Below are 20,222 nucleotides of genomic sequence, written 5' to 3'. Positions count from 1 at the left end.
TCGACCAAACCACTCACTTCCGGGGGATTCCTATGTGGGACAGCGCCCTGCTCACCGTCTCCAGCGTCGCCCTCGCGGGCTCCGGCCTGTACGCGCTGCACACCAAGCAGCGGGCCCAGCACGTCGCCAGGCCGCAGGGCCTGCCCGGGCGCGGCCTGCCGCTGCTGGATGCCGCCTTCCTGGCCGGCGGGCCCGGCCGGGTGGTCGACACCGTCCTGGTGCGCATGCACCAGGAGGGGCGCGTGATCGTCTCGCGCGCCGGGCTGGTCACCGTCACCGGCACGGACCCGTACGACGACGTCGAGGCCGTGCTGATCGAGGAGACCGGCCGCGACCGCCGACGCGACCTCGCCGGGCTGCGCCGGGCGACCATGGAGAGCCCGGCGGTCCAGCGGATCGGCGACCGGCTCGCCGAGCGCGGCCTGATGCGCGACCCGGGGCGCCTGCGCCAGGCCAAGCGCGCCCGGCGGGTGCTCTGGCTGACGTCGCTGCTCGCCGCCGTGACGACGGTGGTGACGCTCGCCGCCGGCAGCCCCTCCCTGCCCGCGCTGTTCGTCCTGCCGGTGGCGGCCCTCGCGCTGCTGGTCGCCGCGCGGCCGGCCAAGGGCGGGCGGCTCACCCCGGCCGGGCGGCGGCAGTTGGGCCTGATGTCCACCAGCAGCTCGCCGTGGAAGCCGCACCACGGGGTCGGCACCGGCGCCGCGAGCGGGGTGCTGCTCGGCGCCCTGGCGCTGGAGGGCATCGGCGGGCTGCCGGACGAGGAGCTCCAGGAGGCGATGCTCGCGGCCGCCGCGATGAACCAGCCCCTGCGTCCGGGCGCGCTGGCCGGGTCGGGCTCCGACTCCGGGTCGAGCTCCGGTACGGCGCTCTGGTGCGCCTCGTCCACCACGGGCTGCGGCTCCTCCTCGCCGTCCAGCGGCGGGTCGTCCAGCAGCTGCGGCTCGTCCTCGTCGAGCTGCGGCTCCTCGTCCTCCAGCTGCGGGTCGTCCAGCAGCTGCGGCTCGTCCTCGTCGAGCTGCGGCTCCTCGTCCTCCAGCTGCGGGTCGTCCAGCAGCTGCGGGTCCTGACTCCGCCCGGCGCGCGGAAGCACCTACGGGGAGCAGGGGCCGGCGTGCGGCCCGTGGTTCGGGTCGGCGTGCGGACCGGCGCGTGGGCTCGGAGCAGGGCGCGCATCCGGGCCCAGCGGTCACAGTTCGGTATCACGGGCGCGGAATCCGCCCCATTCGGCCGAGGGAGGTCTACAACGAACCCCATGTGGTTGCTCTTCCTGATCCCCGCCTGCGTCGCCGCCGTGCTGTCGTGTCTGCGGCTGGTGCGGATCGCGGCCACCGCGGACTCGCTCTCCACCCCGGACGGCCCCCGCCAGGGCGATGCCATCGGGATCGGCCTGTACGAGACGGCCTACCTCGCGGGAGGACCCGACCGGGTGGTCGACCTGGCGCTGGTGCTGATGGCCTCGCGGGGCCGGCTGCACCTCGCCCACACCGGCTGGACGACCGTCGCCGACCCGCAGGGCCGCAGCCGGCTGGAACGGGCCCTGGTCGCCACCGTGGGCCCCGAGGGCCAGTGCCGGACGGCGGAGCTGCGCCGGGCGATGGCCGCACACCCGACGGTGCTGGAGATCGGCAGCCGGCTGACCCTCGGGGGCCTGGCGACCCCGTCGATCGTGCGGGAGAGCACCGCGCTGGTGATCCGGCAGGTCCGGCAGGCCCTGCTCTTCTGCCTGGTCCTGCTGGCGGCCGCGCTCACCCTGGATTCGCCTCCCGGCAAGGACGCGACCGCCGCGCTGGCGTGGTTCTCACTGCCGCTGATACTGACCTCCGGCACCCTGCTGATGGCCCGGGTCGACGTCTACCCGTACACGCGGTGGGCGTCGCCGCTCGGCCAGGAGGTACTCCACGAGGTGCGGCTCCCCCGGCCGGCCGGCTGGTCGGACGACACCGAGCGCGAACTGCTCACCGCCGTGGCGATGGACGGCACCGCCGCCGTCCCCGACGCCCGGCTGCGCGCCGCCCTGCGGCACCCGCGTTACCCGCGGCACTGAGCCGCCGGTCGGCGGGGCACCACGGCACCCGGCCGGCGGTCGCAGCGGACCCCGCACGAGTTCGCCGGTCCGCGTCCCTGACTGCGGGAGGGTGCCACCCCGACGGGGGTGGCACCCTCCTGGTGGCCGAGCGCCGAGGCTCAGACCAGGCCGTTCAGCAGCTCGGTGAGAGGCTTGCGGCGGCCCGTGAAGAACGGCACCTCCTCGCGCACGTGCAGCCGCGCGCGGGACGGGCGCAGGTCGCGCATCAGGTCGACGATGCGGTGCAGCTCGTCCGCCTCGAAGGCGAGCAGCCACTCGTAGTCGCCGAGCGCGAACGAGGCGACGGTGTTGGCGCGGACGTCGGGGTACCCGCGGGCCATCTGACCGTGCTCGGCGAGCATCGCCCGGCGCTCGGCGTCCGGGAGCAGGTACCACTCGTACGAGCGCACGAAGGGGTACACGCAGACGTAGTCGCGCGGGCGCTCGTCGGCGAGGAACGCCGGGATGTGCGACTTGTTGAACTCCGCCGGGCGGTGCAGCGCCATGTTCGACCAGACCGGCTCCAGCGTGCGGCCGAAGGCGGTACGGCGGAAGCGGTTGTACGCCTCCTGGAGGTCGTCGGAGTCCTCGGCGTGCCACCACACCATGACGTCGGCGTCGGCGCGCAGGCCGGACACGTCGTACGTGCCGCGCACCGTGACGTCCTTGGCGGCCAGCTGCGCGAACAGCTCGTCGACCTCGGCCGCGAGCGCGGCGCGGTCCTCGGGCAGCTCGCCCTTGAGCTTGAACACGGACCACATGGTGTAGCGGATCACCTGGTTGAGGTCGCGCGCCTTCTTCTTCTCGGGCTGCTGCGCGGTGCCCTGCTGCTCAGTGCTCTCAGTCATACGGACATTGTCCCCTCAGTCGCGGGCGCCCCGACCGGCGGGGCCAACACCTTGTCAACGAGCAGCCCGACGGCCGAGCGCGCGCTCGCGATGCACGCCGGGATGCCCACCCCGTCGTAGGCCGCGCCGCACAGGACGAGGCCGCCGAGGCGCTCCGCCTGCTCGCGGATCCTGGCCACCCGGTCGAGGTGGCCGACGGGGTACTGCGGCAGCCCGCCGTGCCAGCGGGTGACGGCGCTGTCGTACGGCTTCGCGCGCAGACCGACGGCCTCGCCGAGGTCGGCCAGCGAGCGGGCGAGCAGTTCGTCGTCGGACAGCCCCAGGACCTGCTCCTCGCCCTGGCGGCCGAGCGAGGTGCGCAGCAGGAAGGCGTCGGGGGCGGCACGCTCCAGCCAGCCCCACTTGTTGGAGGAGAAGGTGGAGGCCTTGATCCGGTGGCCGTCCACCGGCGGCACCAGGAACCCACTGCCGGTGAGCGGTTCGGTCAGGTCGGAGCGACGGAAGGCCATGGTGACCAGCGCCATCCCGGCGTACTCGACGGCGGACAGCTCGGCGGCGGCGCCGGGGGCGTCCGGGCGCAGCAGGCGGGCGGCCTGCGGGGCGGGGACGGCCAGCACCACGGCGTCCGCCGTCAGCACCTCGCCGTCGACGACGATCCGCCAGCCCTCGGGGGTGCGGCGCAGCTCCGCCACGGGGGCGCCGGTGCGCAGCTCGACGCCGGCCTTGGCGCAGGCGGCGGCGACGGCCTCCGGGAGGGTGCCGATGCCGCCGCGCAGGCCCTGGAAGACCGGGCCCGCGGCGGCTCCCGCCTTCGCGGCCAGCGCGCGTACGCCCTCCACCAGCGGCCCGCCGCTGCGGGCGAGGGGGAGCAGCGCGGGGACGGCGGCGCGCAGCGAGATGGCGTCGGCGTGCCCGGCGTAGACCCCGCCGAGCAGCGGCTCCACCAGCCGGTCGACGACCTCGCGGCCGAGCCTGGCCGCGACGTACTCGCCGATCGTCACGTCCTCGTCGGCCCCGATGCCTTCTGCTCCCCCATCGGTGCTCTCCGCCCCGGCCCGGCGCAGGCCCTCCGGGGAGAGCACCCCGCTGGCGGCCAGCGCGTCGAGGTCGCCGGGCACGCCCATCAGCTGGCCGCCGGGCAGCGGGCGCAGCGCGCCCCTGGTCCAGATCGCGGCCTTCGCGGTGCTGGGCGGCTCCAGGAAGTCGGCCAGGCCGACTTCCTGTGCGAGCTCCACCCCCTCGGGGCGGCGGGCCAGCATCGACTCGGCCCCGAGGTCGACGCGTACGCCGCCGACCTCGCCGCCCTGCAGCTTGCCGCCGAGCCGGTCGGCGGCCTCCAACAGGGTGACGGACGCCCGCGGGCTGCCGCCGGCGGCCCCGCTGAGGAAGGCGGCCGCGGCGAGGCCGGCGATACCGCCGCCGATCACGACGACATGTGGTTGCGACATGCTTCGCAGTCTTGCAGAACTTATGGCGAAGCCGTCACGGCGTCCGCGTCCGGTCGGGCAGCGCGGTCATGCCTCTACGTTAGCCACTGTCCGGGGCGCGGGTGGCAGTGTTCGAGGGGATGGAACGGTGCCTGCGGGCCCGGCTCGCCGACTCCGACGCGGACGTCCGCGCCTGACGCCGGGCTCGCTCTACGATCGGCCGCATGACCGACTACCTCGCCGTCCTGACCACCACCGACAGCGCCGTGGCCGCCGCCGTGCTGGCCCGCTCCGCCGTCTCGGCCAGGCTGGCGGCCTGCGCGCAGGTGGACGGCCCGGTCACCTCCACGTACTGGTGGCAGGGCGCGGTGGAGACGGCCGAGGAGTGGCGGATCACCTTCAAGACCACCGCCGAGCGCTACCCGGCGCTGGAGGCGCACGTGAAGGCCGCGCACTCCTACGACACCCCGGAGCTGGTGGCCACCCCGATCACCGCGGGCAGCGCGGAGTACCTGGCCTGGCTCTCGGCGGCCGTGGCCCCCTGACACCGGCCCGCGCGGGCCAGGAGCCGAGGGGGCGGGAACGGACGAGGCCGGGGCGGACGGACGTCAGGTCCGTGCGCCCCGGCCTCGCCGGCGGTGCGGGTTCAGACGGTGTCGGCGTACCAGAGCCGGCTCGGCGGCCGGACCGCGTCGCTGTCCGGGTACCGCTTGGGCATCCCGGGCCGCAGGGCCGGGCGCAGCAGTTGCCACGTCCGCTCGATCGCCCCGCCAGTGAAGCCGTCGAACTCCGGTGTGACCTGGAGCAGCACGGCTCCGTCGCGCAGGGTCTCGACCCGGTGGAAGTCACCGGCGGCGATTGCCTCCGCGCCACCGAGCTGCTGGGCGATCTCGCGCGGGATCACCGTCAGCCACTCGTACCCGCGCAGCAGCCGCCGCGAGTGCGGCAGCGTCAGTTCGGGCAGCGGCGGGCCGACCCGCTCCTCGTGCTCGGTGCGGCCGAGCGTGAGGCTGTAGCCGATCTGGGCGTAGGACGGGTCGACCTCCTGCGAGAAGTCGCGCAGCAGCTCCGTCCACCGGGGCTGGTCGGCCGGCGCGAAGCGCCCCTCGGGGGCTTCCGCGCTGAGCCTGACCCAGTCCTCGGCGTCCTCGTCACGCGCGACGCCCATCCGCAGCAGCTCCTGGCCGGGCATGCCCTGCTCGTCCAGCCGGTAGATCGCGAGCTCGGCCAGCTGGACGTCCGAGATCAGCCACTTGCGCAGATTCGGCAGGTTCTTGCGGGTCAGCACCTTGCTGCGGTTGGTGATCCGGCCGCGACCGACACTGTCCACCTTGAGGAAGCCCCAGAGCCCCCCGGGCGGGCCGCAGGGCACCGCCTTCTTCAGCGACTCCTCGACCAGGTCGGTCGAGTCGAGGACCGCCTGGAAGGACTCGCCCTCCAGGCGCTCCGCGCCCTCGGTGAGCCAGCGCCACGCCAGGTCGGCCAGCGCCTCGGTACCGCGGAACTCGGTGTCGATCTCGCATCGGATCGCGTGCATGCCTGCTCACCACTCCTTTCGGGACAACCGTCGGTCGAAACCGGAGGTCATCCTAGGTGACGGGGTTGAAGAGGATGATGAGACCGCCGATGAAGCCGACCACCGTCGCCACCCCGGTGGTCTGCTGCTGCTGGGGCGTCATCGTGGGCACGTTGATGGTGAGCCCGTCCCCTCCGCCCTCGCCGAGCGGGACGGCGTGGGGCATCTCTCCGGGCGCCGGAAGGCCCTTGATCGGGCGGGTCGAGGTCCAGTCAGGCCGCCTGCCGCCCAGTTCCTTCCTCAGCGGTACCGGGCTGGGCTGCGGGACGGGCACGGGGTGCGGCACCGGGTCGGGCTCGCCACCGCGGGGGTCGTCCTTCGACCACGAGTAGGTGATGATCCCGGCCTTCCGGCCGTCCTTCGCGGTGATGAACTCGGAGGGATTGCCGAAGTTGGGCACCGGGCCGAGTTCCGTCCCGAGCGGGTCGCCGACCCGCACCGTCCGGGTGTCGCCGCTGTCGGTCAGCATCTTCTGCAGGTTCTTGACGTACCGGGCGAGCTGCGCCGGGCCGGCCTCCTCGGCGCCACCGCCCTGGTGCTTGACCTCCCAGATCATGACCTCGTCCTTGCCCCACTCGACGATGTCGGCGTAGCCGGCCTTGGAGTTGCCCTTCGCCGAGGCACCGCGGATGAAGACGTCCATGTCGAAGTCGTTGTACGGGTGCTTGGACTTGAGGTACGCGGTGGCCATCAGGACGGCCGTGTCATGGCGCGGCTGCCAGACCTTCCACCACTTCTCCTCCTCGGGCGCGGGCTCGTCCTCGCCGAGGTCGACCGGCTCGGTCTCCTCCGCCGGGACGGCGTTGGCCTTGTCGGCGCGTGCCTGCTCCAGCTGCCAGGCCCTCAGGTCCGGGTCGTAGAGGCCGGACGGGTCGCTGCGGTTGACGGGGTCGCTGTGCGAGTAGCCGTAGCTGTTCCACTGCTGCGGGTCGTCCGGTACGAGCAGCGGGTCCGGGCTGAGGAAGCGTCCGGTGCTCGGCTGGTACTGCCGGGCGCCGAGATTGGTCAGGCCGGTGACCTCGTCCTTGGTGCCGCCGACGAAGCCCTTGTCCCCGGCCCAGATGCCCGGCGCGGGCTGGCTGCCGCGCGGGTTGCCGAAGGGGTCCATGGCCCGGCGGGTGACGGCGAGGCTGGTGGCGTCGACGGTCAGCAGGCCGCTGTTGTGGTGGTCGACGAGCTGGATGGTCAGGCCGCCCGCGCCGACCCGGACCATGGTGAGGCCGCCGGGCACCGGGTAGTACCGGGTGCCGGTGAGGGTCTTGGTCACCGTGTCGTAGGTGACCTCGTCACCGCCGAGGTTGATGGTGGTCCTGCCGGGGTTGCGCCGGATCAGCTGGTTGCCGTCGGCGTCGTAGACGTAGCTGGTGGCCTGGTTCGGGACGGTCCACTTCTGGCCGGCCGGCACGGGTGCCGTGCAGTCGCCCAGCACCAGGTCGGTGCCGTTGGTGGTGACGTCGCCGGGCACGGCCAGGCAGCGGGTGGCGGCCGGGTTGAGCACGGTGCCGTCCGCGCGGACCGTCCAGTTCTGGGCGGCGGTGCCGTCACAGGGCTGGAGCTGGACGAGCGAGCCCGCCGCGGTGCCCATCGCGGTGATGCACTTGTTGAACACCTTGAGCAGGCCGCCGTTGGTGGCGAAGCGCTGGCCGCCGCCCGAGTTGCAGGTGTAGATCTGCACCGGGGTGCCGTTGGCGGAGCTGCCGCCCTGCATGTCCAGGCACTTGCCGCCGATGCCGGTGATGGCGCCGGCCTGGGCGAGGGTGCCGAGCTTGCCCTCGCTGTTCCAGGTGAGGTCGGTGGTGCCGGTCTTGGAGGTGTACGTCGTGGTGGTGTTCCCGGCCGCGTCGAACCTGCTGCTGCCCGAGACCGTGGTCGCGGCGTTGACCTTCGTGGTGGTGCCCGTGAGGGCGTGCGGACCGCCGCTGCCGCCGCCGTTGTTGACGGTGCCGGCGCTCGGGAAGGTCTGCGTGGTGACGGCGTCCTTCGTGGTGTCGCCGCCGATGTCGTGCTGGACGAACCGGGTCCGGTTGCCCGTCACGTCGTAGCCGTACTCCTGCCAGTACGGGGTGCCGCCGCCGACGTTGGTCAGCGAGGGCGCGACCGCGCCGCTGGTGGGGCTGGTGTTGGTGCACCGTCCCTGGTCCTGGGTCTGGTGCTCCAGCGGGTCCGGGACGGTGACGTTCCCGGTGTCGGTCCATGCGGTGGTCAGCCGGCCGAGGCTGTCGTAGCCGAAGCACTGCAGGTCGCGGTTGGCCGGACTGTTGTCGGGGGTGCTGCTGATGGAGGTGACGCGGCCGGAGCCGTCGTAGGTGTAGCCGGTCTGCTGGACGGCGCCGACGGTGGAGGTCTGCTTGTCCAGGAACTGGTTGCGCAGCCGGCCGGTGGCCTGGTCGTAGTCGTTGGTGACGACCACCTGGGTGGCCCAGGGGTTGACGGTGGAGCGGATCACCCGGCCGAAGGCGTCGTACTCGGTCTGGGTGTCGTAGGTGGTGGCTCCGGCGTACTTGAACATCTGGCCGTAGTCGTTGTACGAGTACGCCATGTCGTCCACCGGAAGGCCGCCCAGGGCGGGCAGCAGCGTGGACTTCAGGTTTCCGGTGATCTTGTCGAAGGTGCTCGACACCGTGTACGTGAAGTTGCCGCTCGCCAGGCCGACCTCACTGCCCGGGATGGTGATGGTCATCCCGGTGGGGCGGTAGGCGTCGTCGTAGCCGGTCACGGCCGTGGTGTAGGCCTGGCCGGCGGCCCCGCCGACGTAGCGGGTGGCGGAGGCCGTCCTGCCCTTGGCCACCGTGTCGTAGGACCAGCCCGCGAGCTGGTTGGCCGGGGCCACGCTGCCCTCGTACACGCCGGTCTTGCGGCCGGTCAGGTCGTAGCTGAAGACGAGCTTGCGGCCACGGCTGTCGGTGGTGCTGGCCGGCCGGGAGGCCGCGTCGAAGGTCTGGACGACGGTGCCGGTGTCCGGGTCCGTCGCCGAGGTCTGCCGGTTGCGCTGGTCGTAGCCGTAGGACCAGCGGTTGCCGGCCGCGTCGGTGCGCGTCTGCGGTTTGCCGTCGGCGGTGTAGGTGTACCGGGAGATCACCGCGTCGGCCGGGTTGCCGGTCGCGGTGGCCGTGTTGTACTGCCAGCGCTCGACGGTGTGGTTCCGGGCGTCCGAGAGGGTGCTGGTCGGCCAGGTGCCGGCGGGCGGCAGCAGGTCGACCCGGTCGACGCCGGCGTAGACGGTGGTGGTGCGGTTCTGCTCGACCCCGAGGGACCAGGAGGCGACCGAGGTGGCCCGGCCCTGGCCGTCGTAGGTCGTGCGGGTCTGCGCCGGGATGGTCGAGTCGGCGGCCTGCACCAGGGTGGCGCTCGGCCCGGAGACGTTGTTGTACCAGGCGGCGTCGGACGTCTGGACCCGGCCCTGCGAGTCGTACCGCGAGTCGCTGATCATCCGGCCGGTGTAGGCCGGGTTGGCGGGCGAGGCCTGCGCCTGCCGGGTGCGGCCGAAGCCGTCCAGGATGTCGATCCGGCGGGTCTGGACCGGCATGGCCAGGTCCCGCTTGAGCACCGAGGTGGTCACCGAGGACGGCACCCCGGCCTGGTTCGACAGGTTGTAGGTGTACGAGACGTTGGCGTTGGCGTTGGCCGCCGGGGTGCGCCCGGCCAGCCAGACGCCGCTCAGCCGGCCGAGGGCGTCCCAGACCTGGGTGCTGGTCTTGTTGTTGGGGTCCTTGACGGTCAGCGTGTTCCCGCGCCGCGGGTCGATCGTGGTGACGGTGTCCCAGCTGCCGGTGGCGACGCCGGGGATCGGCGCCGAGGAGGTCAGCGTGGACGGGAGTTCGCCCGCCGCGGCCGCCGCGTAGCTGGTCCGGGTGGTCGCGCCGTTCGGGTGCTGGGTGTCCTTGACGGTGGCAGCGGTGACCGACTCGGTCCGCCCGTACCTGTCGAAGGTGGTGCTGGTCTTGGTGGTGAAGGTGGCGCTGCCGTCGCTCTCGTAGCGCTCCAGCTCCTGGGCGCCGGTCGGGTTGGCACTCGCCGCGGCCTGGCCGAAGGGCAGGTCGTCGTAGAGCACCCGGCTGCGGGAGGTGGTGTTGCCGGCGTCGGCGGTGGCGGTGCAGGCGCCCGGGCCGGAGACGTTCAGGGTCTCGGCGGCGAGGTCGGTGCGCTGCGGGTCGGGCCCGGCGGCGTAGGCGGTGCGCGTGCACAGGTCGGGCAGGCCGTCGGCCTGTTCGAGCGAGGTGACGACGCGGTTGGCCTTGTCCGGGTCGGTGACGGTGGTCTTGGTGGTGGTGCGCCAGGTCTGGTCGGCCTTGAGCCCCTGGGTGGTCACCGTCCGGGTGGTGGCGGTGTAGCGGGCGACCAGGTCGGGCAGGCCGCTGCCGCGCGGGTGGGTGGCGGTGGCGACCTCGCCGGAGGCACCGTTGACGGTCCGGGCGGTGACCTTGCCGTCGGCCTGATCGAAGGTCTCGGTCTGCAGGGCCTGGCCGGCCAGCCAGTCGGCGTCCACGACGTCCCGGCCGAGTGCGTCGGTCAGGTGGACGCTGCGGGCGCTGCCGTCCTTGCGGACGTCACCGTCCATGCCCTGGCGGTAGGTGGTGCGGGTCTGCGCCCTGGGGCCGTCGGTGCCGCTGCCCACGGTGGTGGTGACGGCCTTGAAGCCCCGGAAGTCACCCCAGGTGCGGGCCTTGGTCTCGGTCAGTTCAGCGTCGTCGCGGTGCCAGCCGGCCGACTCGTAGGTGTACTTGGTGATCTTCTGCGGGGCGTCGGTGGCGGTGTCGTTCTCGGTCAGCGAGGCGACGGTGTAGTGGTTGAACCAGTCCAGCACCGGGTCTGCGTCGGCCACCGAGCCGGGCGGCAGCCAGCGGACGGGGTAGCAGCCCGAGGTGTTGTCGTCCTCGGCGGCCGGCATCACCTTCTTGATCCGGGAGCAGGCCGGCAGGTTGTAGTCGACGTTGAGGACGCCGCCCATCTCGTTGTGGATCTGCTGGATGCGCGGGCGGTTCATCAACGGCGGCGCGGGCACCAGGTCGGTCCCGTCCACCCGGTTGGGCAGCATCACCGGGGTGAAGGTCACCGCGGGGGTGGCGAGTTCGGGGGTGGCCGTCTTGCCGGTGCGCTGGACGGAGTCCAGCCAGAGCGCCTTCTGGCTGGTGTTGTCGTTCGGGTTGGGGAAGGAGTGGCTGAGCTTGTAGGAGTCGACGTCCTTCCACGCGTTGTTGATCCGGACCTGGGTGGTGACGGTCGCCAGCCGCTTGGTGGTGAAGTAGCTCGGGCTGTAGTGGGTGCAGGTGCCGTCCTGCTTGCACTCCTGGTCGACCGGGACGTCCGGCCAGTTGTTCTTGTTCGCCACGGTGCGCTGGGCGGGGTCGCAGGTCGCGGTGTCCAGGCAGCGCTCGGCGGTGGTGAAGGCGATCCTGGCGGCAGGTTGCAGGGCGCCCTTGGCGGCCACCTGCTCGTCCAGGCGCTGACCGTACGCGATCGAGGCCGGCAGGTTGGCGCGGGTGTAGACGGTACGGGTGCCGTTGCCGTTGTTCTGGCCGCCGCCGCGGGCGTACCAGTTGGTCTCCGGCGCCCAGGTGTAGCTGGTCAGGTTGCCCTTCGGGTCCACCACGTAGTCCAGCGAGAGCCGCTGCCACATCTGGCACCAGGAGGCCTTGCCCTGCGCCGAGTCGTAGCAGGGGTCGCCACTGTTCGGTGAGTACACGGGGACGGTGGACACCGAGTTGGCGGCCGGGTCGCTCTTGTCACCGCCGGGCAGGTGGTTGAGCCCGAAGTAGTACACCGTGCCCGAGCTGTCGGTGACCTTGGCGTACGCGCCGTCCCGGGCGTCGTTGCCCGCGCCCGAGCCGAACTCGATCTTGGTCCCGTCGTCGTCCTTCGGGTGCCACACACCGGTGGCCGCGTCCGTGGTGGCGCCGGACGAGCCGGCGTTGCGGTCGCGGACCAGCTGGCCGGAGTGCGCGCCGAGCGAGAGCGTCGCGTTGAAGCCGCCCCAGCACTGGTCGCCGGAGCCGGTGATGCCGCTCTTGTCGCAGGGCTTGAAACTGCGCTCGATGAAGCCGGGGTTCAGCTCCCAGCCGTCGCCGGCCCAGGACGCCTGGGCGTTGGTGGCCGAGGTCTTGCCGTCCACCGACGAGGAGTTGTAGGAGAGTCCGACCGTCGGGGTCGCGCCACCGAGCGAGGGCGGCACCTGAACGGGGAAGCTGTACGTCAGCGCACCCGAGGCGCTGCCGGCGGCCCAGGCCGAGGAGGGCGAGAGCGTGGACGCGGCGTAGCTGCCGCCGCCGCCGGCCGGGCCGGTCTCGGCGGCCAGCAGCAGCGGCGCGGCCGCGGGCGCGGCGGTCTGCTGCGCACCGGCGGCGAACGCGGCCCGGACGGCGCCGGTGCGCGTGGGCGCGGCAGAATCGGCGGCGGACCGGGTGGTCGATTGAGCGGCGGGCAGCGGCACCTCGGCCACCATCCGTCCGGTGGCCTGTTCGTAATGGGCCGTCACGGGAGTGCGGACCTGGCAGGCGGGCGACTCTGGGGTGGTCGCGGCGCAGGCCGGCAGCGTCACCAGGCGCCCGCGGGAGGCGAATTCACCACCGGTGGCGGCATCGAGCGCGGCCACGTCCACGCCGACCAGCACCGGGGCGACAGCCGCCGGCTCCTGCGGCGTGCCGGGGGCCACGGAGGCCACGGGGGCTTCCTGCGGCTGCGCGGTCAGGGTGAAGAGCAGCCCGTTCACCCCGGCCGCGTGCGCGGCCTGCCCGTCGCCCTGGACGACCGTCACGGCCTGCGGCGCGGCGGGCACGCCGGGCTTGGGCGCCACCCAGACGGGCAGCTTCCCGGCCCGCGACGGCGATTCCGGTCGGGCACCGGACAGTTCGGCGGTGGCGGACTCACGCTGGACGGGCGCCGGGGCAGCCGTCTTGCCGGCCCGCGGGGGCACCGGATAGTGCGGCGCGATCGCGGTCGCCTTGGCCACGTCGGTGGCCTTCACCGGGGTGCTGCCCGGCAGCGGAGTGCCCGGAGGCTGCCAGACCTTGGAGAAGTCGGGGCCGGCCGCGGCCTGCGCCGCCGGACCGATCAGCGAGCCCGCGACCGCGAGGGCCACGGGCCCGACTATCCATCTCCAGGGAAATCCCGTACGGCTGGGTCTGTCCGGATTTGACACTCTGCCACCCCGTCGTCTGTGAAAGATATTTGATGATCATCAACACAATCGGACGGGAAACTAGCAGCCCCACCACGACGATGTCTGCACCGTGGGCGATCATCGCCCGGCGTGACACATCTCACAGGCCGTCCATTCGGTTTCTTTAGCGGCCATATCCGGACAACCGCGCTCCGGCCGCTTTGGAGACAGCCCGTCAGGACTGCCAGGGTGCCGCTGACCTCTGCACATCCGCATCGCGGAGCGCCAAACTTCGGGGAGCTCGATGCCCAGCACGCCCAGACCCGCCCGGCCTGCCAGACGGCCCGCATCGGTCGCGGTCTCATTCGTCCTCGCCACCGGCCTACTGACGGCCACTCCGCTCGCCGCGCACGCTGCCGCGGGCACGCCCGCCCCGGCCAGGCCGGCCGAGCAGCCGGCCGCCCCGCCCGTTCGGGACGCGGTCCAGCAGGCCCTCGCCCGGGCGAAGAGCGCGGGCAAGGACATACCCGTCCCCGAGCTCACCGACGAGTACACCACCGTGGTCGCGACCGCCGGCGGCAAGCTGCGCTCCGAGCAGCACCAGCAGGCCCAGCGCATCAAGCGCACCGACGGCTCCTGGGCCGCCCTCGACGACACCCTGGTCAAGCGCGCGGACGGCACCGTCTCGGCGAAGGCCTCCAGCGGCGACCTGGTCATCTCCGGCGGCGGCGACGGCCCGCTGGCCACCATGACCACCAAGGACGGCAAGCAACTCGCCGTCTCCTCGCCCTTCTCCGGCCCGCTCCCCGCCCCGAGGCTGAGCGGCAACGGAGCCCTGTTCACGGACGTGGCCCCGGACACCGACCTTCAGGTGACCGCCACCAAGTGGGGCGGCTACACGACGGTCGTCGTGCTGCGCACGCCTGCGGCGGCGGCCAACCCCGCGGTGCGGACCCTCGTCTTCCCCACCGTCACCAAGGGCCTGGAGCTCACAAAGAACGGCGAGGGCGCGCTGACCGCGACCGCCGACGGCGAGCCGGTGTTCACCGCCCCGGCCCCGCAGATGTGGTCCGCGGGTGAGGCCCGGACCCCGGCCGCCCGGGCCGCCGCGAAGTCCGCCGCACTGGACGCCCGGTACTCCGCGAAGTCCGCCACCCTGGACGCCGGGTTCTCCGCACCCGCGGCGCCGCAGGCCGCGGCGGCCGCGCCCGGCCAGGGCGACACCGGCGCAGCGACCCGGACGGCACCGGACGCGCCGAGCACCACCGCCGGCCCCGGCGGCCTGGCCACCGTCGCCACCATCCCCGTGGCCGAGGCGAAGGTCCAGGGCAACGGCGACCACAAGCAGGGGTCGATCGCCCTGACCCCGAGCCCGGATCTGCTCGACGGCGGCAACACCTCGTACCCGGTCTACGTCGACCCGTCCTGGTCGCAGGACGCCCGCGGCAAGCAGCACCACGCCTGGGTGATGCAGGCGCACAACACCACCGGCAACTTCGATCGCACCGGCTCCACCGACCGCGACCGGCCCGGCTCGGGCTTCCAGGGCTGGGAGAGCGCGACCGGGATCGAGCGGGCGCTGTTCGAGTTCAACCTCAACGGCTACGCCGGTGCCACCATCAACTACGCCAACCTGCGGATCAGCCAGTACATCTCCTCGGACCACTCCTGCACCACGACCTACCCGGTCAACCTCTACCGGGCGCGGGAGTTCGACTCGTCGGTCTCCTGGAACAACCACGAGGTCCGGGAGTGGCTCGACGGCAAGTCCGTGCCCGGCAACGGCACCCTGTCGCAGTGCTACAACGACATCCCGATCGACTTCAACATCACCAATGCCCTGCGTGACGGCATCCGCAACACCAACGTGCCGCTTGCCTTCGCCGTACTCGGCCAGGAGGGCAGCGGCCAGCGGATGGGCTTCAAGCGGTACTCCTACGACGCCACGCTGAGCAGCGAGTACGACTTCCCGCCCGGTGTGCCCGGCAACCCGCACACCGTCCCGGCCCCGCACCGGGTCACCACCGCCGACACCGACGCCTGCGCCAGCGTGCCGCTCTCCGCGTACGGCTACATCACCGGCACCACCACCACGCTCAGATCCACCGTCAACAGCCCCAACCAGGGCCAGTTGACCGAGTGGGTCAACGTCTGGGACAACACCACCGGCGGCAACTCCGTGCACACCGGCTGGTCGGGCTTCGTGGGCAGGGGCAGCGAGGCCTCCTACACCCTCCCGATGGGCACTCTCCAGGACGGCCACCACTACGGCTGGCAGGCCTCCGGCGACGACGGCCTGCTGCGCGGATCGCCCAGCGCCGTCTGCCACTTCGCGGTCGACGCCACCCCGCCGGTGCTCGCCTTCGGCGCCTTCACCGACCCGGCCACCCAGTTCCCGCCGTCCGGCAACGGCCAGACCACCAAGCTGCACCTGGGCGACACCGGCCACATCCCGGTGGTCGCCTCCGACCCGAGCCCGGGCGCCGGCCTGATCTCCTCCGGCCTGTCGTGCATCCACTGGAGTTTCGACCCGCAGATGTCGGGCTTCGAGCAGAAGTGCACGCCCACCTCGGGCACCCCGCTGGTGGTCGACGACCTCGCGGTCAAGCCGCCCCACTGGGGCACCAACACCCTCTACGCCCGGGTCTTCGACGAGGCCGGGAACTCCTCCCAGACCGTCTCGTACTCCTTCTACGTGCCGTGGGCGGAGGGCCCGATCGCGTTCGGCGACACCACCGGCGACGCCCGCCCCGACATCCTGGTCGCGGACCAGGCCGGCAACCTGGTCACCCACGGCCGCGCCACCGACCCGGGCAACACCAGCGTGCCGCCGACCGGTACGGCCGCTGCCGCCGCCCAGGCGCCCGGCGCCGACTCCCCGACCAGCCCCCGCACCTGGAAGGACTACCGGGTCACGCACCGCGGCGCGCTCGACCCCACCACCAATCTCGACGACCTGTTCGTCCACAAGGACCCGAGCAGCCCCGGCGCCTCCGACGGCGACGACGCGCTCTACTACTACTCCGACACGCTCTCCGACCCGGGCCGCTTCACCCGCGGCACGATGACGCCGATCGACCGGCCGGACTGCGACACCGCCTTCGCCACCTCCTGCGCCGGCCACCACGACGGCGGATCCTGGGCGCAGGCCCGCCAGATCACCCCGATCGGCTCGGCCAAGGACACCCGTACCCCGAGCCGCCAGGTCACCGACGCGACCGGTGTCTTCGCCATCGACTCGGGCAACCTCTGGTACTACCCGGTCAAGACCAACCACACCCTGGCGCCGCCCGCCCTGGTCTCGGCCGGTGGCTGGGACGACAAGGACCTGATGGTCCCGGGCAACACGCTGGCCATCGGCGCCACCACCGCCACGACACCCGCTCTCTGGGTGCGCAACCGGACCAACGGCGACATCTTCCAGTACGCGCTGACCACCGCCACCCGGCCCGACACCTCGACCGAGGTCAGGGGGATAGCCGTCAATCCTGTCGCCAAGATCGGCGGTGGCGTCACCGCGACGGCCTTCCCGACGGTCGGCGCGGACGGCGACCTCACCGGTGACGACGTGCCCGACCTCTGGGCCACCGACGCCTCCGGCAACCTCCACGTCTGGCCGGCGGCCGTCACCGGCACGAAGGTCACCGGCTTCGCGGGCGACCACTTCCGCGGCACCACCCAGGCCCCGTACGTCCAGTGGCCGCTCACCGGCGACGCCAAGGCCAACCCGGTCGCGTACAACGGCACCGCCTCGAACGTCACCTGGAACGAGGAGACCGTCGACGGCCGCAAGACCAAGGTCGCGGTGTTCGACGGCACCGTCAAGTCCACCATCACCAGCACCAAGGGCGTGGTCGACACCCGTAAGAGCTTCACCGTCAGCACCTGGGCCTACCTGGCCAAGGACGACGCGGGCATGGTGGTCAGCCAGGAGACCGTGAACGGCAGCTCGTTCATGATCTACGCCGACCACGGCACCTGGAAGTTCGCCATCGCCCGGGGCGACGCCGACAACGACTGGCCGTACGACTACTCCGGTGCGACCGGCCCCGCCGCGGCGTACCAGCTCAACACCTGGACCCAGCTGACCGCCAGCTACAACGCGGACACCGGCCAGATGAACCTGTACGTCAACGGCTCCCTGGCCGGCACCGGGCAGCACGCCGCCTCGGCCGGCCCCACCGCGGGCGGCACCCTGGTCCTCGGCCGGTACCGGAACAACAACACCCCGAGCAACTACCTGAGCGGCCGGGTCAGCAACCTCGCCGTCTACAACACCGCCGTCGCGGCGACCACCAGCAACGGCCCGATCCGCTACTCGGCCCACGTCGGGCGCTGCATGGACACGCCGAACGGCAACACCGGCAACGGCATGCACCCCCAGCTCTGGGACTGCAACAGCACCGACGCCCAGCGCTGGAGCATCAACGCCAACGGCACCCTCACCATCGGCGGCCAGTGCCTGGCGGCCAGCGGCAACGGCACCGCCTCGGGCACCGCCATCATCCTGTGGAACTGCCTGGCCGAGGGCGGCCAGCAGTGGCGTGCCCGCGCCGACGGCACGCTCTACAACCCGCAGTCCGACAAGTGCCTGGACGTCCCGTGGGCCAACAGCGACTCGGGCACCGTGCTCCAGCTCTTCACGTGCAACGGCAGCGCCGCGCAGCGCTGGAGCATCCCGACCCTGAACACCCCCGTCCTGCCGGTCAACCCGTAGCCGCCTTCGCGGAACGGTGAAGGGCCTGCGGCGCGCCACGCGCCGCAGGCCTTTCGCATGCCCGGGCACAGGCCCTCGGGCCGGACCGGGTACGGGCCGAGTCCGGGCCGCGGCCCAGCCGTGATCGAGTCGGGATCTCCCGAATGGGTCCGATCGGACGCCGCGCCCGTCGAATGGTCTGAGCGCCCGGACCCGGGCGCCGGAGCAGGGACGTGGGGAGGGCTCGGTCATGCCGGGAGGACGAGGTGGAGCAGGGGTGCTGGCGGCCGGGGCGGTCGCGGTGGCGGTGCTGGTCGGGGGGTGCGGCGCCTCCGCGGGAGACGCGGTGAAGAACAGCGACGGCGTCGCCCAGGTACCGCCCGCGCCGGCCGCGGCGGCCGACGGAGCGGCGGCGAGCGCGGGCGACGGCAAGGCCGCGGTGGGCGGGGCCGCGGTTCCCGCCCTGCCGGGGACGGGGGCGCCGCCCCCGCCGGCACCCTCGGCCGTGCCGACCGCGGACACCCGGATGATCGCGTACACCGCCCAGGTGACGCTGCGCTCGGACGACGTGGCGAAGACGCTGGCCGAGGCGCGAACGCTGGCCGAGGCGGCTGGCGGGTACGTCAGCAAGGAGTCGGCCAACGGCACGGGCGGGGCTCCCGGCGGGGCCGGCGGAGCCGGCGCCGAGCAGGGCCGGGGGCCGAACAGCGGGCAGATCGTCCTGAAGGTGCCCTCCGCCGCGTACCAGCGGACGGTGGAGCAGCTGGCCGGGCTCGGCGAGGTGCTGTCGCGCAACAGCCAGGCCGACGACCTGACCCAGCAGGTGGTCGACGTGGCCAGCCGGGTCCAGAGTCAGCAGGCGAGCGTCGAGCGGGTACGGGCGCTGATGGCGCAGGCGAAGTCGCTGGCTGACATCGTCTCGCTGGAGGGCGAGCTGAGCCGGCGGCAGGCGGATCTGGAGTCGCTGCTGAAGCAGCAGCAGGAGCTGACGGCCCGGACCTCGCTGTCCACCGTCACGCTGGACGTCCGGAGTAAGGCCGCGCCCGCGCCGCCGGAGCCCGGGAAGAAGAAGGAGGGCTTCTGGGCGGCGGTCGGCTCGGCGCTCGGCGGCGGCTGGCACGTGCTGACGGCCATCGTCCGGGGGCTGCTGATCGCGCTCGCGGCGATCATGCCGTTCCTGCTGGTGCTGGCACCGGCGGGCGGGCTGTTCTGGCTCCTGACCCGGCGGCGGGCGGCACTGCGGCCCGCCGTCCCCGGCCCCGGGTCCGGCCCCGACGCCGACCTCACCGAGGAGCTCGGCCCGCAGGAGCCGGGCGGGGACGAGCGACGCGAGGCCGAGCCGGACGCCCAGGAGTGACGGCGCACCGGGCGGCCCGGCCTTCGGGCCGCCCGCCCGGCGTGGTCGGCGAGATCAGCGGGCGCTGGTCTCGTGGACGAACTCCACCAGCCGGCTGAGCGCGTCCGGGTCCATGCTCGGCATCACGCCGTGGCCGAGGTTGAAGATGTGGCCGCTGGTGCCGAGCGCCTGCGCGGCGTGCAGCACCTCGCGGGCCTTGCTCTCGACGGCGTGGGTCGGCGCGTAGAGGACGGCCGGGTCCAGGTTGCCCTGCAGCGCCTTGCCGTGGCCGACCCGCTCGGCGGCGACGTTCAGCGGCACCCGCCAGTCGACGCCGACGACGTCCGCGCCGGCCTGGCCCATCAGCCCGAGCAGCTCACCGGTGCCGACCCCGAAGTGGATGCGCGGCACGCCGTAGCCGGCGACGGCGTCGAAGACCTTGGTGCTGGCCGGCATCACCGAGCGGCGGTAGTCGTCCGGCGCCAGCGAGCCGACCCAGGAGTCGAACAGCTGGACGGCCGAGACACCGGCCTCGATCTGCACCTTGAGGAAGGCCGCCGTGATGTCGGCGAGCCGGTCCACGAGCCGGGCCCACAGCTCCGGCTGGCCGTACATCATGGCCTTGGTGTTCTCGTGGTTCTTGGACGGGCCGCCCTCGACCAGGTAGCTGGCCAGTGTGTACGGCGCGCCGGCGAAGCCGATCAGCGGCGTGCTGCCCAGCTCCTCGACCAGCAGGCCGACCGCCTCGGTGATGTACGGGACGTCGTCCGGCTCCAGGTCCCGCAGCCGCTGGAGGTCCTCGGGGGTGCGGATCGGGTCGGCGATGACCGGGCCGATGCCCGGCTTGATGTCGACGTCGATGCCGATCGCCTTGAGCGGGACGACGATGTCACTGAAGAAGATCGCCGCGTCCACCTTGTGCCGGCGCACCGGCTGGAGGGTGATCTCCTTGACCAGCTCGGGCCGCATGCAGGACTCCAGCATGGGAATGCCCTCGCGGACCTTGAGGTACTCGGGCAGCGAGCGCCCGGCCTGGCGCATGAACCACACGGGGGTGTGCGGCACCGGCTCGTGCCGGCAGGCGCGCAGGAACGCGGAGTCGTACGCGGCGCCGCGGCGCGCGGGGGGCTGCTGACCGGTGCTGTCTGCCGTTGTCTCACTCACGGTTCAAATCTTCG

Annotated in this window: 10 protein-coding genes; 5 read left to right on the top strand and 5 right to left on the bottom strand. The window is 72.8% G+C overall.

Annotated elements, in window-relative coordinates; all coding sequences use genetic code 11:
• Nucleotides 1–32 precede the first annotated feature (32 nt).
• Together ACIBH3_RS11290 and ACIBH3_RS11285 are read left to right on the top strand one after the other, a co-directional pair.
• Nucleotides 33–1,067, top strand: a complete 1,035-nt coding sequence (locus tag ACIBH3_RS11290) for a TIGR04222 domain-containing membrane protein (protein WP_396311681.1) — start codon at nucleotides 33–35, stop codon at nucleotides 1,065–1,067.
• 185 nt (nucleotides 1,068–1,252) lie between these two features.
• Nucleotides 1,253–2,044 carry a TIGR04222 domain-containing membrane protein gene (locus ACIBH3_RS11285; RefSeq protein ID WP_396311843.1) on the top strand — a complete coding sequence of 264 codons (792 nt, stop codon included), beginning with the start codon at nucleotides 1,253–1,255 and terminating at the stop codon, nucleotides 2,042–2,044.
• Nucleotides 2,045–2,184: 140 nt separating this feature from the next.
• Here the strand turns inward: ACIBH3_RS11285 and hemQ are convergent, their stop codons facing one another.
• On the bottom strand, nucleotides 2,185–2,913 hold the full coding sequence (gene hemQ / locus ACIBH3_RS11280) for a hydrogen peroxide-dependent heme synthase (protein ID WP_396311680.1): 729 nt from the start codon (nucleotides 2,911–2,913) through the stop codon (nucleotides 2,185–2,187).
• Entirely contained in the window at nucleotides 2,910–4,361 is a 1,452-nt protein-coding gene (gene hemG, locus ACIBH3_RS11275; RefSeq protein ID WP_396311679.1) for a protoporphyrinogen oxidase, read from the bottom strand. Before hemG ends, hemQ begins: the two co-directional genes overlap by 4 nt.
• A gap of 203 nt (nucleotides 4,362–4,564) precedes the next feature.
• Here hemG and cutA point away from each other — a divergent pair, with 203 nt between their 5' ends.
• Nucleotides 4,565–4,885 carry a divalent-cation tolerance protein CutA gene (gene cutA / locus ACIBH3_RS11270; protein WP_396311678.1) on the top strand — a complete coding sequence of 107 codons (321 nt, stop codon included), beginning with the start codon at nucleotides 4,565–4,567 and terminating at the stop codon, nucleotides 4,883–4,885.
• Nucleotides 4,886–4,986: 101 nt separating this feature from the next.
• Here the strand turns inward: cutA and ACIBH3_RS11265 are convergent, their stop codons facing one another.
• Nucleotides 4,987–5,877, bottom strand: coding sequence for a hypothetical protein (locus tag ACIBH3_RS11265; protein ID WP_396311677.1), 891 nt, complete (start codon nucleotides 5,875–5,877; stop codon nucleotides 4,987–4,989).
• A 52-nt stretch (nucleotides 5,878–5,929) separates the two neighbouring features.
• Nucleotides 5,930–12,991, bottom strand: a complete 7,062-nt coding sequence (locus ACIBH3_RS11260; protein ID WP_396311676.1) for a ricin-type beta-trefoil lectin domain protein — start codon at nucleotides 12,989–12,991, stop codon at nucleotides 5,930–5,932.
• A gap of 325 nt (nucleotides 12,992–13,316) precedes the next feature.
• Between ACIBH3_RS11260 and ACIBH3_RS11255 the strand changes: the two genes are divergently transcribed.
• Together ACIBH3_RS11255 and ACIBH3_RS11250 are read left to right on the top strand one after the other, a co-directional pair.
• Complete coding sequence (locus ACIBH3_RS11255; RefSeq protein WP_396311675.1) at nucleotides 13,317–17,729, top strand: ricin-type beta-trefoil lectin domain protein; 4,413 nt, start codon at nucleotides 13,317–13,319, stop codon at nucleotides 17,727–17,729.
• Between the two features lie 229 nt (nucleotides 17,730–17,958).
• A complete protein-coding gene (locus ACIBH3_RS11250; RefSeq protein ID WP_396311674.1) occupies nucleotides 17,959–19,065 on the top strand; it encodes a DUF4349 domain-containing protein in 1,107 nt (368 codons plus the stop codon).
• Nucleotides 19,066–19,119: 54 nt separating this feature from the next.
• Here ACIBH3_RS11250 and hemE read toward each other — a convergent pair whose 3' ends face one another.
• Nucleotides 19,120–20,208, bottom strand: a complete 1,089-nt coding sequence (gene hemE, locus ACIBH3_RS11245; protein ID WP_396311673.1) for a uroporphyrinogen decarboxylase — start codon at nucleotides 20,206–20,208, stop codon at nucleotides 19,120–19,122.
• Nucleotides 20,209–20,222: the final 14 nt, after the last annotated feature.

Origin of the sequence: Kitasatospora sp. NPDC050543, assembly GCF_044457565.1 — a bacterium.
In the GTDB taxonomy this organism is placed as follows: Bacteria; Actinomycetota; Actinomycetes; order Streptomycetales; family Streptomycetaceae; genus Kitasatospora.
The sequence above is the reverse complement of the archived record's forward strand: the minus strand, read 5'-3'. Positions and strand labels throughout refer to the sequence as shown.